At 42.2% G+C, this 15324-nt stretch carries 10 protein-coding genes; 3 read left to right on the top strand and 7 right to left on the bottom strand.

What is annotated here, in order from left to right; genetic code table 11:
- The first annotated feature begins 366 nt into the window (after positions 1–366).
- Positions 367–1917 carry a mercuric reductase gene (locus HWQ37_RS27685; RefSeq protein WP_292753631.1) on the top strand — a complete coding sequence of 517 codons (1551 nt, stop codon included), beginning with the start codon at positions 367–369 and terminating at the stop codon, positions 1915–1917.
- A gap of 266 nt (positions 1918–2183) precedes the next feature.
- Here HWQ37_RS27685 and HWQ37_RS27680 read toward each other — a convergent pair whose 3' ends face one another.
- From HWQ37_RS27680 to surE, 3 genes are all read right to left on the bottom strand, one after another.
- The gene (locus HWQ37_RS27680; RefSeq protein ID WP_292753630.1) at positions 2184–5249 is read right to left on the bottom strand and encodes a PA14 domain-containing protein; all 3066 of its coding nucleotides are present in this window, start codon (positions 5247–5249) and stop codon (positions 2184–2186) included.
- A gap of 867 nt (positions 5250–6116) precedes the next feature.
- Positions 6117–6740, bottom strand: a complete 624-nt coding sequence (locus tag HWQ37_RS27675) for a hypothetical protein (protein ID WP_292753629.1) — start codon at positions 6738–6740, stop codon at positions 6117–6119.
- 129 nt (positions 6741–6869) lie between these two features.
- Positions 6870–7550, bottom strand: coding sequence for a 5'/3'-nucleotidase SurE (surE, locus tag HWQ37_RS27670; RefSeq protein ID WP_292753628.1), 681 nt, complete (start codon positions 7548–7550; stop codon positions 6870–6872).
- Positions 7551–7949: 399 nt separating this feature from the next.
- On the opposite strand from surE, the gene psb32 reads away from it, so the two are divergent.
- A complete protein-coding gene (psb32, locus tag HWQ37_RS27665) occupies positions 7950–8687 on the top strand; it encodes a photosystem II repair protein Psb32 (RefSeq protein WP_292753627.1) in 738 nt (245 codons plus the stop codon).
- Positions 8688–8776: 89 nt separating this feature from the next.
- On the opposite strand, the gene HWQ37_RS27660 is transcribed toward psb32, so the two are convergent.
- From HWQ37_RS27660 to HWQ37_RS27650, 3 genes are all read right to left on the bottom strand, one after another.
- Complete coding sequence (locus HWQ37_RS27660) at positions 8777–9160, bottom strand: DUF4346 domain-containing protein (RefSeq protein ID WP_292753626.1); 384 nt, start codon at positions 9158–9160, stop codon at positions 8777–8779.
- Between the two features lie 296 nt (positions 9161–9456).
- Positions 9457–10638: a GNAT family N-acetyltransferase gene (locus tag HWQ37_RS27655; RefSeq protein WP_292753625.1), complete on the bottom strand. Its 1182-nt coding sequence runs from the start codon at positions 10636–10638 to the stop codon at positions 9457–9459.
- A gap of 126 nt (positions 10639–10764) precedes the next feature.
- Positions 10765–11505, bottom strand: a complete 741-nt coding sequence (locus tag HWQ37_RS27650; RefSeq protein ID WP_292753624.1) for a RibD family protein — start codon at positions 11503–11505, stop codon at positions 10765–10767.
- Positions 11506–11798: 293 nt separating this feature from the next.
- Here HWQ37_RS27650 and HWQ37_RS27645 point away from each other — a divergent pair, with 293 nt between their 5' ends.
- Positions 11799–13928: an ATP-binding protein gene (locus tag HWQ37_RS27645; RefSeq protein ID WP_292753623.1), complete on the top strand. Its 2130-nt coding sequence runs from the start codon at positions 11799–11801 to the stop codon at positions 13926–13928.
- Positions 13929–14179: 251 nt separating this feature from the next.
- Here HWQ37_RS27645 and HWQ37_RS27640 read toward each other — a convergent pair whose 3' ends face one another.
- Positions 14180–15277: a Gfo/Idh/MocA family protein gene (locus tag HWQ37_RS27640; protein ID WP_292753622.1), complete on the bottom strand. Its 1098-nt coding sequence runs from the start codon at positions 15275–15277 to the stop codon at positions 14180–14182.
- Positions 15278–15324 lie beyond the last annotated feature (47 nt).

Here is a 15324-nt window from a genome sequence, read left to right as displayed (position 1 = left end):
AGTCAAATTACCCCCCTTAATCCCCCCTTGCAAAGGGGGGAAACTGGAAAATCTTGTTCCCTCCCCTTTCCAAGGGGAGGGTTAGGGTGGGGTAAAACCCTGGTTAATCAGCTATTTCAGACTTGTGTATACACCGTAGCCAATACATACGGGGAGGGTTAGGGTGGGGTAAAAACCAGATTCGTAAACTAACTACTTCAGACTTGTGTATACACCATAGTTGCTAAGGGCAGGGGAAACAAAGCGTAGCTTTGGCGGGGTGGTGTTCTTGTCACTCACTCAATCGACGCTATAAACAAGCATAAAAATAAAAGACTGAGCCACCGAAATTAATCGGGATTCTTAATTTTAAAAGAGGTTTTGCCAATGACCAATTCAGATTTAGAAATAGTCACAGTTCGCCCAATGGATGAGTATAACCAAAAGTTGGTGTCTGCCGTCCATCCGCCAAATTGGGTTAATCCTCAACCCGCCGATGTTTATGATTTGGTAGTAATTGGTGCTGGTACGGCGGGATTAGTGGTGGCGGCGGGTGCGGCGGGTCTGGATTTAGGTTTAAAGGTGGCGTTGATTGAAAAGCATCTCATGGGTGGAGATTGCTTAAATGTTGGTTGCGTACCATCTAAAACTATTATTCGCTCTGCCCGCGTTGTTGGCGAAATTTGGGATGCTAAAGACTTGGGGGTTAATATTCCCCAACATAATATAGATGTTGATTTTTCTAAAGTCATGGCCAGGATGCGGCGAATCAGGTCTGATATCAGCCATAATGACTCGGCGGAACGGTTTCAAAAGTTGGGTGTGGATGTCTTTTTGGGTAACGGTCGATTTGCGAGTAAAAATACCGTAGAAGTTGGCGATAAAACCCTCAAGTTTAAAAAAGCTGTAATTGCAACTGGTGCAAAAGCTGCAAAACTGTCGATTCCGGGAATTGAACAGGCGGGTTATCTAACTAATGAGACGGTTTTTTCCCTGATTCAACGACCAGAACATTTGGCGGTGATTGGTGGCGGCCCGATTGGTTGCGAATTGGCGCAAGCTTTCCGGCGTTTGGGTTGTGAGGTGGTGCTTTTCCATAGCGGTTCTCATCTTCTAAATAAAGAAGATGCAGATGCGGCTAGAATTCTCCAAAAGGTTTTGATTAACGAAGGAATTCGCGTAGTTCTCAATTCCAAATTGGAAGAAGTGGTAACTGTCACCGAGGGGAAACGGCTTTATTTTTCCGCCAATGGTCATCGAGATTCGGTGACAGTGGATGAAATTTTAGTTGGTGCGGGGCGATCGCCAAATGTCGAAAATCTAAATTTAGAAGCTGTGGGTGTAGAATACGACAAGCACCAAGGCGTAAAGGTAAATGATTATCTGCAAACGACCAATCCCAAAATTTATGCAGCTGGTGATATCTGCATGAATTGGAAATTTACCCATGCAGCTGATGCCGCCGCCCGGATTGTCATTAAAAATACCCTATTTTCTCCCTTTGGCATAGGACGCTCGAAACTCAGTAGTTTGGTGATGCCTTGGGTAACTTATACTGACCCAGAAATTGCCCATGTCGGGTTATCCGAACACGAGGCGCAGAAATTGGGTGTTGAGGTGACAACAATTGAGATACCTTTTAGTAGTGTAGACCGAGCGATCGCAGATGGTGAAGAGTTTGGATTTCTCAAAATCCACCATAAAAAGGGGTCTGATAAAATTCTCGGTGCAACTATTGTCGCCAGTCACGCGGGTGAGATGATTTCAGAAGTGACTACAGCAATGGTGAATAAAATTGGTTTGAGTAAGTTAAGCAGTGTCATTCATCCTTATCCCACTCAAGCCGAAGCGATTAAAAAAGCAGCTGATGCTTATCGTCGAACACTCCTAACATCAAATACCAAAAAACTATTAGGATTTCTGACAAAGTTATCTTGAATTGGGCATGGGGCTTTAGGAGTGCTGAGTGCTGTTAGCGGTAGCGGGGCGTTTAGCCCGTGCTGAGTGCTGAGTTAGGAGTTAGGAGTTAAAAGGAATGGCAATCCGGCCTCGGAATAAATTCCGAGTCTCATAGCGAAAGTCCTCTAAAAGAGGACTAAAGAAGAAATTTAGCTCAGTCCTCTTTTAGAGGACTTTAGCTATCAGCCCGGAACTTTAGTTCTGGGCGGGATATTTGCTCAGTGTGCGACTTTCACTTGAACTCTTTAAACAGCTCGGAAGCGATCGATCTCGCCTCCTGTCAAGTTTGCGTAATATAAATTACCATCCGGGCCAGTGGTGATTTGTGCAGTTACCCCTAGATTAGGTCTGTCTGTTTGGGAAGCAAATCGCTTAACTGAGACAAATTTGCCCTGACTATCGAATGTCAAAGCATCGATAGTTCCTTGACTGAAATCACCAACGAATAAAGCACCTTGATAGATTGAAGGGAAAGTATTACCTGTGTAAAAGTCACCCAGAACAATCGAATTGGAACCAGTATGCTTGTAAGTGTAAACTGGTGCTGTAACAGCTTTACCACTACTATAGAAAGCTTTCGCTGCATCTAAATTAGAATAGCCTGGTTGTTTCAGACTGGTAGTATTGCCATTGGCGTCAAGTCCTCCTTCATAGAACGGCCAGCCAAAGTTTGATCCTGGTTTGGCAACATTGACCTCTTCCCAAGTTACGAAGCCAACATCACCAACTACGGGGGTATTGGTGTTTTTATCAATTGTGAAACGGAAGGGGTTACGCAGACCTAAGCTATAAACTTTGGAACTATTGCTATTGACATCGCCATCGTAGAAAGGATTACTTGATAAGCCTTGACCGGTAATCGCGTCAATCCGCAAAATCTTACCGGAGAGATTATTAACATCCTGGACGCGAATTGCTCTGGGGTCTATCCCATTGTAGGAAGTCCCATCTCCTACGCTCACAAACAGAGAACCATCAGTACCAAAGCGCACAGAACCAATTGAGTGAGATTCACTATCATTGGCGATAAAATTCTGGATATTTTGGACTTTATCGAGATTATTGAGATAATCCTGCAAGCTGGTAAATGGCTTACCAGTATCTCTGTTGAGAATTCCTGATGGTGCATAGCCAAGTGAGACATTTGTGCTATTTCCATCTGGGTGGCTGATATTTCCCCAAGTGCCATTTGTACCGAGTAGTACAACTTCGCTGCCAGCGATCGCAGTAGTGTAATTAGTGTTGGGATCGGCTGTAAAGCGACTTAGCCGTGCAGTCCGATTCCCATTCTGATCGGGATCGTCCAATGTGCTATTGGGATTGTTGTTAGAATTGTTTAGACTAGTTTCTGGTGGATCGTAGGTATACAACAGGTAAACATAGTTGTTGCCGTTTGGACTTTTGCCAAAATCTGGATGTACGGCAATGCCTAACAGACCGCGATCGCGCGTATCATTTACCTCTCCAGAAATATTGGTAAATGCTGTTGATAATAAAGTACCGTTTTTCACAACTCGCACTACCCCATTTTTCTGGGCAACAAATAGGCTGTTACCGTCAGGTGTCCAGTCAAAAGCTGTGGGTTGAATCAAACCAGAAGCTACCTTATCTAAAGCAAAGTTACCAGAGTCGTTATCAATAATAGTAAGAGTTGTCTCTTGAGTAGTTAGCTGCACTCCAACTGCGTTACTGAACTTCAAAGTAAATGTTTCATTTGCTTCCCCAACGGTGTCATTAATTATGGGAATAGCAATGGTCTTACTGGTTTGTCCGGCTGCAAAATTCAAGGTTCCAGATACGGTCTGGTAGTCAGATCCAGCTTTAGCTGTGCCATCTGCGGTTTTGTAGTCCAGACTAGCAGCCCCCGTAGCGTTACCCCGTGTAACTGTCACCGTAGCAGTACCGTCACCTTCATTAATCACTGGCGGAGTAATATCGATGCCAGAGCGATCGTTGTCTTGAATGGTAATTGAGAGAGTTCTTTGCAGTCCTAGTGTTGCCCCCTGTGCCTGATCGATTACAAAACCAAAGGTTTCATCTGATTCTATTAAGGAATCATCATTGATTGGAATAGATACTTGGGTGCTACTTTGTCCAGGTGCAAAAGTAAGTATTCCAGCACTTTCGATGCCTTCACTCCCATAGTCAACTCCTTTTGTGGCAGTATTCTGTATGGTTGCATACTTAACTGAAGAAGTGCCACTTAAATCACCATTTCTAAGTACAGTTACGGTGACATTCTTGCTGCCTTCGTTCACAGTCATAGAAGGCGAGCCTAATGTGATGCTGGACTGAAGAACTGGTGAATACAGTTGCGACTGAGGAATGATTTCCTTAGCCTGAGAGTTGCTTGACCAAGACAGTTGAGAAACGGCATTGCCTGTATTTTCGTAGTAATCAAGTTTAATATCGTACTTTTGGCCTGCAACCAGTGCGATCGAGCCACTGTAGGCGGCAGCAGGTTGATCGATAAACTGATTGATAATTTGTTGACCATTTACCCACAGTCGCACACCATCATCAGTAGTGGTGTAGAACTTGTAAGTTTCGCTGTACTTAGCTTCTACCTGACCTGTCCAGCGCACTGAGAAAGTATCTGCACCAATAGACGGATCTGGAGAACCAGCGCGCCAGTTAAAGTTTACCGTCGAATCTGTGCGAGTTTGCTTGAGGTTAGTAAAGTCGATGTTGTCGTAGTACTCTCCTTTTAGTCCATTGCCAGTACTGGGTGTGGTGGGTGTGGTGGGTGTGGTGGGTGTGCTGACATTAGCATTACTATACAGTTGGGACTGAGGAATAATTTCCTTAGCCTGAGAGGTGCTTGACCAAGACAGTTGAGAAACGGCATTGGATTTATTTTCGTAGTAATCAAGTTTAATATCGTACTTTTCACCAGCAACCAGTGCGATCGAGCCACTGTATGCGGCGGCAGGTTGATCGATAAACTGATTGATAATTTGTTGACCATTTACCCACAGTCGCACACCATCATCAGTAGTGGTGTAGAACTTGTAAGTTTCGCTGTACTTAGCTTCTACCTGACCTGTCCAGCGCACTGAGAAGGTATCTGGATCGATAGACGGATCTGGGGAACCAGCGCGCCAGTTAAAGTTTACCGTCGGATCTGTGCGAGTTTGCTTGAGGTTGGTGAAATCGATGTTGTCGTAGTACTCTCCTTTTAGTCCATCTCCTTGAGAGATCAAGCTAGACCGAGCAGAAATATTGCTTTGCCCCGGATTAATGGTTTCTAGAGGTGATTTATTAGCAATTACTGGACTTACAGATGTTGATAAGTTTTGATCTGATGCCATAATGAATGTTTCAGGATTAGTTTTATATTGATGAATATTTTCAACAAAGAATGCATCATAAAGCTTGATATTATAAATATATTGATCGGCTAATCATTGATTTGCCTATTAATATATTTAGTAATTACCAATTATGAATAATTACTTGAAGAATATATTAGTCTTTGTTTTCTTTCAACAAATTTGCGGGTTTTTGATGTATGTAAATTCAGTTTGGTGAATTTCATCGAAAACGATCAGTCACCATTCTTGACGGCTTCTAATTTCACTGATGTGCAGATGCAGATCACTGAGACAAGGAACGCCCAAGAAGAGTAAACACATACGTAAGTATTCAAATAAAATAATTTTACATAGAGTACTTAAGTATTCTTCTAGATTGAATCAATTACATATTTGACAATAGATCGCGGTGTTATGTCTATCTTCTTTATGAGACTTTGTTTAAATATTCACATTGATAGATGTTTTGTTAAAGGAATATAAAAGTTTTGACGATCTTTAAATAAAGATTGCCAAAATACTGGATAACTACGTATGTTTTCTCTACAGAATTCTTAACTATATAAATATTGGATAAAGAAAGTTTTTAATATTTAAAGATTTGAAAAATTAATATTTAATTATGCTTCATCTTGACTGTTACTTCACCGCGATATTGCTGAACGCAAAGAATTGTCAGCCTCCGAAACCCTACTCTTTTATTTAGTTCAACTTTTATGCGGGAAATGCATAAAAGTTGAATTACAGCAGATTTCAAGGAAAGTGAGGTACACAAGGTAAGTTTTTTACCCAGGTATAAAGCGTGTTTTACTCCTGTTAGCGTAGCGGGGCGTTAGCCCATTCTGACTTCTGAATTCTGCTGTATTAGTCAATGAGTTGTGGGGTAGGAATTTGCGTATCGATATCGGCTTGGGAATAAGTAGGAAGCAACCAGTTGCTCTCACCCGCCTTGAATACTTTAGCAGGTTCAACATTCAATTCAATTGCACCAGTGGCTAGATTGGTTCTAGCAAGAGACTGTGTGCCATCAACGAACTTGACGGCGATTGGTTCAGTCAGTTCTTGTGGTTGAGCGTTCGGGCCTAGAACCACTTGAGTACCTGCGGGTAAGTAAATGCCATCGCAATCCCAATCATCATCGGTGATTGTTCCTGCGCCCAGAAAGTAGAGTTGGGTTGGAGATTTTTTTGGTTTATTGGCATAGACAGCTAAAGTCTTTCCAGTTTCATTGCGACACTGCGCCCGCTTACTAGCTGTTTCTATGACATTTTTCTGAGATTGCAATTGTGCTAGTCGTTGCTGGAACTGCTCAGGTGTATAGCCAGCTTGCTCAGGTGTATCTTTTACAGTTAGAAGTTGATTGAGCGCCTGAGTTACCTCAGCATAGTCAGCCCCCTTAGTAAAATCCTTACCCGCCCAAGAGGGTTGAGCAATTAGCAGATTTACCATCAACACGAGAGCAACAAGAACAATTTTGAGAAATTGCATATATTTCTCCTTTTTTTGAAATTAGTATTCAGTACCACTGAAACTCTACCAGATTTCAAATCCTTGAAAATTTTGATTGCGAGTTGCGATCGCACAAACAACAGTGTCTTTAAATTATGAATTATTCGGTCATACCCTTAACTGAGTGACGGCGATATTGCCGGAAAAGCAGACATCCACATCACTACCAGGAGTGCGATCGCGTTTGCCATATTCCCCTACATAATAAAAATTATCGCCTTCAATTCGATAGTTCACGGGCAAAGGTTTGGTACAGGCTTGGCAAAACACCACTTCAGGATCTGGTTCTCCTGGTTGCAGATGTGGCAAATTCACATTCCAGAAACTTCCTGGTTCTAGGGGACGCTTGAGTAAATCCGCTAAAACTTCAGTGGTGAATTTGGCAGCCAGATCCCAATCAAAATTCTGTTTAGCTTTGCGATACTGGGAAATAGCAACTCCGGGAATACCGTGCATCGCAGCTTCCCGCACGGCGGCCACTGTACCAGAAATGTAGGCATCTACTCCCAAATTACCTCCAGCGTTGATACCTGAAAGTACAAATTTGACATCTGTGGCAATTTGTGTTATTGCAATTCTCACGCAATCGGCGGGAGTACCTGCGATCGCATACTCAGTTTCAGAACGTCGCTGGAGATTGATAGCACGAGTAGTAGTAACTTGATGTCCACAGCCAGACTGATGATCGGCAGGAGCAGCGATAATAGAATTTCTACCGTTTACAGCTTTCAGCAACGCTTGGATACCAGGGGCATCAATGCCATCGTCATTAGTTAAAATTATGGTCATGTCTATATGATATTGACTTAGCTAAAATATCAGAAAAATGCAGATAGCAGCCATCACATGAGTACGGCAGGAAAAGCTACTCGCAGATATGAAAAAATATGGCGTTGCTGAACCAAAATATGAATCATGCGATATGATTTCTAGATGGTTTGCAAATTCCGCCCTAAACATTTGGGTTAATTCCCAAAATGGGCGGTATTTCTTGTGACGAGCAAGACAGTTAGTGTCAGGTTAATGCTTGCACCCGCCCTCATAACAAGTTTGTGCAATCAAAAATCCCGTACAATACATATTTGCTGGGAATATCAGAAATTTTACACTGAAGAAAATCGGGAACGAGGTGATTTTTGCAGTGGTTCTGTAGTATTTTTGGTGCAAGTCTGTCTTAGGGATCACACAATGAAACAGCTCTTCAAACAAGTTTTTAGCAGTCAAAAACACCTCATCCGGCTAATTCTACCTTTGGTGACGGTTATTTTCGCAGCCTCGCTATTTACTACACCTGCTTTAGCCACAGGTGTGTATCAAATACCCAGCCTGACAGCAGGGAATGACACCTGGGTTTTGGATCAAGGTGAAGTCATCAGCCGTCTGAATGAAGGCAAGATTAGCAGCGCTTTTAAGGATTTGGCAAAGCAAACAGATAAGGAAGTCAGAATTGTTACTGTTCGCCGCCTCGACTACGGCGAAACACCAGAAAGTTTTACTAAAGAACTGTTTGAAAAATGGTTTCCGACAAAAGCAGCCCAAGCTAATCAAACCTTATTGGTTCTTGATACAGTTACCAATGGTACTGCCATTATTACTGGGGATCAAGTCAAGCCAATACTTACTGACTCTATTGCCGAGAGTGTAGCTACTGAAACAGTAAGTGTACCGTTACGCAATGGTGACAAATACAATCAGGCATTTCTTGATGCCAGCGATCGCCTTGTTGCTGTACTATCTGGCAAAACCGATCCAGGCCCACCCAAAATAACTGACAATGTACAAGTAGAAGGCACTTTCAAGAAAGCAGAAGAAACCAACCAAGGTAACGCTACTGCTTGGGTAGTAGGATTGTTAATTGCTGCCACCGTTATCCCAATGGCAACTTACTATATCTATCAGATAAATCAGCCCTCTTCTAATGGGTAATGGGGGAGTTATTCAATTTTAGATTTTAGATTTTAGATTTTAGATTTTTCTTTCAATCCAAAATCCAAAATTAAAAATCTAAAATTGGCTTAATCTTGAACATACTCTCGCCCTGTAACTAAAGCCACCTCAGCCCGGACAAATTCTCGACCTAAATAAGCTGCATGATCTAATTGAGTTACAGGAGGGGGCTGAGTTTCTTCAAAAATTTTCACGCAAAGTTCTTTCGCCGTCCTTGCGCTAAAAACTGTTGTATGAGTTCGTTCTACCTTTGCTCGCGCCGGAATTACCTTTCCCGTTTCGGGATCGACAGCTAAACCGCGATCGTCAATCACATTTGTAAAATGCTTGGCGTAAATTAACCCTGCGTCTCGATCTAAGTAAATAATGAAATATCCACCGGGATCGAGGTCAATATGACGCTGGGAAAGTTTATCATCAATTGCGGTTAAATCTTCAACTATTAAATCCATAAGCATTATAAAAAGAAATTTTCTTTTTTCAGGGTTTTTACACTATATATCAAGTGTAATTCCTATCCTCCCTAGTCTTCTTGATATCTTTCAGATATTTTTGATTCCTTTTACTTAAAAGAAAATCAGAGAATTAGACTCAACCAGGACTTACGCAAAAACCCTCCTAAACTCTAATTTCTCCGTGAACTCTGTGTCCTCTGTGGTTCGTTTTCCGTTATTTGTGCGTAAGTCCTATCAACTATTCCGAATAGTGCCATCTGGCATGATAGTGTTACAAAAGTACTTCTTTTTCCTCAAGCATTTTTCTCACTAAACGGCAACTCTGCATTAATCGCCTCAATCTGCTCCTGTTCGAGTTGATTCACTTCCTTAATATAGGGACGAATAATTTGTCCTAAACGATTATTGTAAAAGCGGTGCAGACTGTGATTGGGCATGGCGGGGAAACCACGGCGTTTTTTGTGTCGCCCGCCCGCGCCAGGATCAAAAATTTGGATGCCGTTAGCGATCGCCCACTCAATCGGTGCATAATAACAAGCATCAAAATGTAAGCAATCTATTTCTTGAAAACTTCCCCAATAGCGTCCATAGAGTTTGTCATCTTTAAATAAACAAAAAGACATTCCTAAAGGATGAGAATTATCTTCCTCACTATATGCGGCAACAAACAAGACTCGATGGCGATAATCGGTGTGTAGCTGCTCAAAAAACCTCCGTGTGAGATACTTGCTACCCCACCAGCCAAACTTATCACAGGTGTCAGCATAGAATTGGTGCATCAAGGGAAACAAAGACTGAGGAATTTGATCGCCAGCCAGTGGTTGCAATCGTAAACCTGCTTTCTCTACAGCTTTCCGTTCCCGCTTGATATTGCGGCGCTGATTGGCGTTAAACACCTTCAAGTAGTCATCAAAAGTTTTAAAGCCAGCATTTTCCCAGATATAGCTGTGGTGCAGCCAAGTTGTAAAGCCATGCCGTTCTAGCATCGAACGCCATTGGGGATCGACGTAGAGAAAATGACACCCAGAAATCTGATTTTTGGAGCAAAAAGTGTCAATTTCATGCACCATCAGCCCTGTGATTTCATCCTCATCTTCTCCTGGGGCGATTAAGAACCGATAACCTTCGGCTGGGGTGAATGGTGTCATTCCCAGCAATTTTGGGTAATATTGAACTCCGATGCGATCGGCTAACTCTGCCCATTGGTGATCGAAAACAAATTCACCAGAACTATGTCCTTTAAGATAAAGTGGCGCAGCAGCAATCAGTGTTTTATCTCGCCACAATGTCAAGTGATTTGGCAACCAACCAGTTTTAGCCGTAACACTCTGGGAAGTTTCGAGATTATTCAGCCACTCCCATTCTAAAAATGGCGTTTTGAGTGGCATAGCCAAAGCATTCCAGGCATTTTGGGGTACTTCAGCGATTTTGTTCGTCCAAACGACAGAATAGCGAGGCTTAAGTTGTTCCACCATCTTAGGGAAGTAGGGAGTAAGAATTTTAGATTTTAGATTTTGGATTTTAGATTGAAATTTAATCCAAAATCTAAAATCCAAAATCCAAAATTGAATTGCCCAATAAATAACTTAACTTAGCGTAATCTAATCTGCTGGTCGTTGCAGACGATAGTGCAAAAACACTTCTTGCTCAACTGTATGAACTTCTATGAGTTGTAACTTGGGAGCCAAATCGGGTAAAAATCCTTTCCCTTCGACGGGTGTGGGTGCAGTATTACCACCTAAAATTAGCGGACAGACAGTTAGCCATAATTCATCAATTAAATCTAGTTCTAGCAAGGAAGCGACTAATTCACCTCCACCCAAGACCACCAAGCGTGTTATATGTAGAGTGGCTAGTTGCTTCAAGGCTGCGAGAATGTCAATTCCTCGCGTTGGTGTTTCAAAAACTAAAATCTGCTCAAATTCTGGAGGGTACTCTTGTACTCCGGTTCCTAGAGTTGAAGGAAGCGTCTGTAAGCGTTCTTTCCATGAAAATTCTCCTGCTGTTGTGGTGAGTAGCCAACGTCTAACTGGTTGCTTAAAAAAGTGAATTTCCGGATTAAGGTTTGCAGAGTTTGTAATCACTATATACACTGGTTGCGGAGGCTTCCCTTCTTGCGCCCGAAGTTGCACTAGAGTTGGATCGGTTACAGTAAGTGTTGTTCCATAAGCGTCCAGAGTACCAGCACCGAACAAAACGGCATCAGAGGCAGCAATTTGTTTTTCTAAGTGTGATTTATCAACCCTTGAACCAAACCGAGCGGGCGATCGCTTAAAATCTGCTATCTTGCCATCTGCACTCATTGCTAAAACAACTGTAGTGTGAGGACGATGTTGCAACATTGTATCGATTTGATAGTTTTAATATCTTCTTTAGTCGTGTATAAAATCTCAAAAAAACCATACCTGCAAGCTACTGTTTGATAATTTCACCACTGTATTGATATGCAACAAAAATCGCTTTTACATCTAGCATATACGAGTTTTGGTATACTACGTTTCTTTTTGAATTATAGCAATTTGTTATTTTTAAACATTGAAAATAAAATTCTGGTAATTTAATCAAATGTCTCATCTAGCTGGTCTAATTGCATATCTTTGGTGTTGTAGATTGCAGGTGCAAAGTGAGACACTTGATGACTAATTCCCGCCAATCTTCCTTTCGTCGAATTTTAGTAACGAGAATATTGCTGCTGTTTGTTCCAGTTTTACTTGTAGGCGAAATTGTTGCTTTGAATAAGGCACGTACTAGTATATTGAGAACTGCACGGCAAAATTTAACAGAAAGTGCCATCAGTAAAGGCGAGAGAATTGGTGATGCGATCGCAATCCTAAAAGCTAATTTGCTGAGTGTCAGCAAAACAACAGTGATTCCGTCGGGTTCGCCTATACAAGAGCAAGAAATACTCACGCAGTTAAGACAACAACTTCCAGGCAGTATTGAGTGTATCCAATTAACAAATCTTCTCAACCACAAGATAATTGCTAGTAGCTGTGGAGATCGAGAAATTGGAGAATTAAGATTACCTTTGCCTAGTGACGGTATTGATGTCAAAACAATCTTCCCGCCAAAGGCAGGAATAACTGGAAAAAGAAATGCCCAAAATCAACTGCAAATAGTTTTATCTGCACCAGTCTCCGACAGCCGAAGAAATTCTGTTTACAGTTTAAGTATTCAGTCTGCATTATACCAACAAACCAGAAATCCGCCGGGATCGCTCACAGGCGCTATGGTAGTAATTGCTGAAGATGGTACAATTTTGGCGCACCCATTTACAGAGTGGGTGGGAACTAATATCAATCAGCACCCTCATGCTTCCGAAATTCAAAGCATAATTAAAAATGCAATTACGGGAAAAAATGATTCGGTAAATTTGTTTTTTACACAGGGCAAAGAATTAGTCGCTGGCTATACAGCTATTGGAAATCCAATTACCCAACAGCAGCAGCAAAAATGGATCGTCTTAGCTGTTACCAGTGTCGATAATGCGCTTTTTGGTTTAGAGGAAATCAAACTAATTCTTATTGTTTTAACGGTTGGTTTGATTGGCGCAAGTTTGTTAGCATCCCTATATTTAGCTCCTTACTTAGCCCGTCCTGTAGAAGAATTACGAGACTACGCTCTCAATATTCACTCTCACCATGCCGCCCAACCAGTTCCGCACAATTTTCAAATTCGGGAATTCAACCAACTAGCCCAAGCATTAGACCAAATGGTAGAACGGCTGAAAGCTGGCTCGGAAGAATTAGAAATAGCTTGGAAAGAAGCAAAAAGCGCTAACCAAATTAAAAGCCAGTTTTTGGCTACGACTTCCCATGAATTGAGAAACCCATTAAATATTATTATTAACTGTATTCGCCTGGTTGAAGATGGCTTATGTGATGACCGGGAAGAAGAAATGGAGTTTCTCAAACGTGCCGATGAAACAACGATTCACTTGTTAGGCATTATTAATGATTTACTCGACATTTCTAAAATCGAAGCAGGTAAGCTTTCAGTTATTTCCACGCCTATTGACCTCCGACAACTATTGTTAGAGGTGATTAATTTACAATCAGTTAATGTCCAACACAAGGGCTTGCAATTGAAATGTGAGTTAGCCCCCAAAGTAATCCCAATTAATGCAGATGCGGGAAAACTCAAGCAGGTACTGATTAATGTTATCGGCAACGCCACCAAGTTCACCGATACCGGCAGCATCACCATTGCTACAGAAATTCAATCTAGTAATGGTAAATCTGAGGTGGTAGTAGCTGTCAAAGATACAGGTATAGGCATCGATCCAACTCAACAGCACAAACTATTTCGCCCCTTTGTAATGGTGAATGGCACTACTACACGCCAGTTTGAAGGTACTGGACTAGGACTAGCGATTTCACGAAACTTAATCGAACTCATGGGAGGTAGCATTACTCTTGAGAGTGCAGGACTTCATCAAGGTACAACACTGAAAATTACCTTACCTTTGATTGATATCTCGTTGTTAGATGTTCCAAATAAAGAAACAAATGTCGGGGATCTGGGATTCTCCTCTGGGAATGAGCCATTAAAGGCAAGCCGCTACCCCAACCTACAGGAGTCTAGGGGAAGTTCCTCTTTGGGGATCAACAAGTCTGTGAAAATAGAGCTAGACAAAGAAAAGTTCCCGAAGTCCCAGTTGCTATTTGGAAATGAGACTTGCGAGATTCGTCTTTCGCCCCTACAAACTATCTTGGTAAGTCTTCCAAAAGGAAGTGTTTGTGCAAATGGGACTTTCAAGAGTTAATTTAGCTAAAATTCAGAATTCAGAAGTAAAACACGGTTTATATCTGGGTGACAGGCATCGAATGGCACTAAGTTAAGATACAAGATACAGCCCTTGCCCTAACTGGTTCCCAGCCTGGAGGCTGGGAAACCATTCTTGGAGGCTCCGCCTCCTCTTTCTTGACAAGAGGCAGAGCCTCTCGGAATTCGTTCCCAGCCTCCAGGCTGGGAACGAGGATACAATAAGTCTTTGGGCTTTTCTTAGTGCCATTCTTACTTTTGATCCTTGACGATGCGATCGCTCAAAAAAACAGGTTTACCCCCTTGTTCAAGAGATACTGTTAGAGCAGCAAGAATTTCTACTAACTCGGTGCCTACCCAGCCAGACGAAACCTCTGAGGGAGTATTGTTGAGAATGGAGACAACAAAGGATGAGCAAACCCGCCCCAATGGTTCACCTGGCTCCAATTCCACCACTACCTGCTTTTGATTAACAGGAATAAATTGATTACCTTGCTGTTCAAACTCACCATGTAGCAGGGTTAGGGGTGATGATATTGACATTTCATCAAAAATCAAGCTGCTAAGACTACCCACAATCCCCAGCCGTCGCTGTTTATCAGGATTCAGCCAACACAGGTGAATATAAGCTTGAAAGCCATCTGGGTATGTCAGTGTCAGCCATACTAAATCAGCCAAACCTTGAGGCAGAGCAGAATCTGTATATGGACTCACCTCTGCTCCCCTGCCCCCCTGCTTCCCTGCTCCCTGTAGCCACACCGTACCAGTTGCTTGTACTTTCACGGGAATTTGACCGAGCCAAGCGTTAAAGATTGCAATATCATGAATGGCTAAGTCCCACAGTGCATCAACATCTTGGCGCACAGGCCCTAAATGGGTGCGCGTTGCGTAGCCATAGCGTAAATTACCTAATTTACCCGCTTGTACTACAGTTTTTCCTCGCTCAACTGCTGGGTGAAATAAATAAGTATGGTCAACCATTAGTATTAAATGATGCCGCTCTGCTAAATGGCAAAGTTCCCGACATTCTACTGGGTTGAGAGTTAGGGGTTTTTCTGCTAAAACATGGTATCCCTGATGGAGAGCGTCTTTAATTAAATCATAGTGGGTGGTAGCTGGAGTTGCGATCGCTACTCCTGTCAACCCTGGCACTGTCTTTAAATCCTGCCATTGAGTCGTTAATAGTACATCATCGTCTAAGCTAAACTGCTGCTTTACCGCCGCTAATCGTTCGGGATGGGGATCTACTACAGCAACTACATTTACTTGGGGATGTGCTAAAAAATTTCGCAGCAGATGCACTCCCCAACGCCCAACTCCGATGACAGCAATTTTAATTTGATTTGTCATTAGTTATTTGTCATTAATCATTAGTCATTTGTATACAACCGACTACT

It is taken from the genome of Nostoc sp. NMS4 (assembly GCF_017115095.1).
GTDB lineage: Bacteria > Cyanobacteriota > Cyanobacteriia > Cyanobacteriales > Nostocaceae > Nostoc.
Note: the sequence above shows the minus strand (reverse complement) of the source record. Positions and strands in the feature narration are given on the sequence as shown.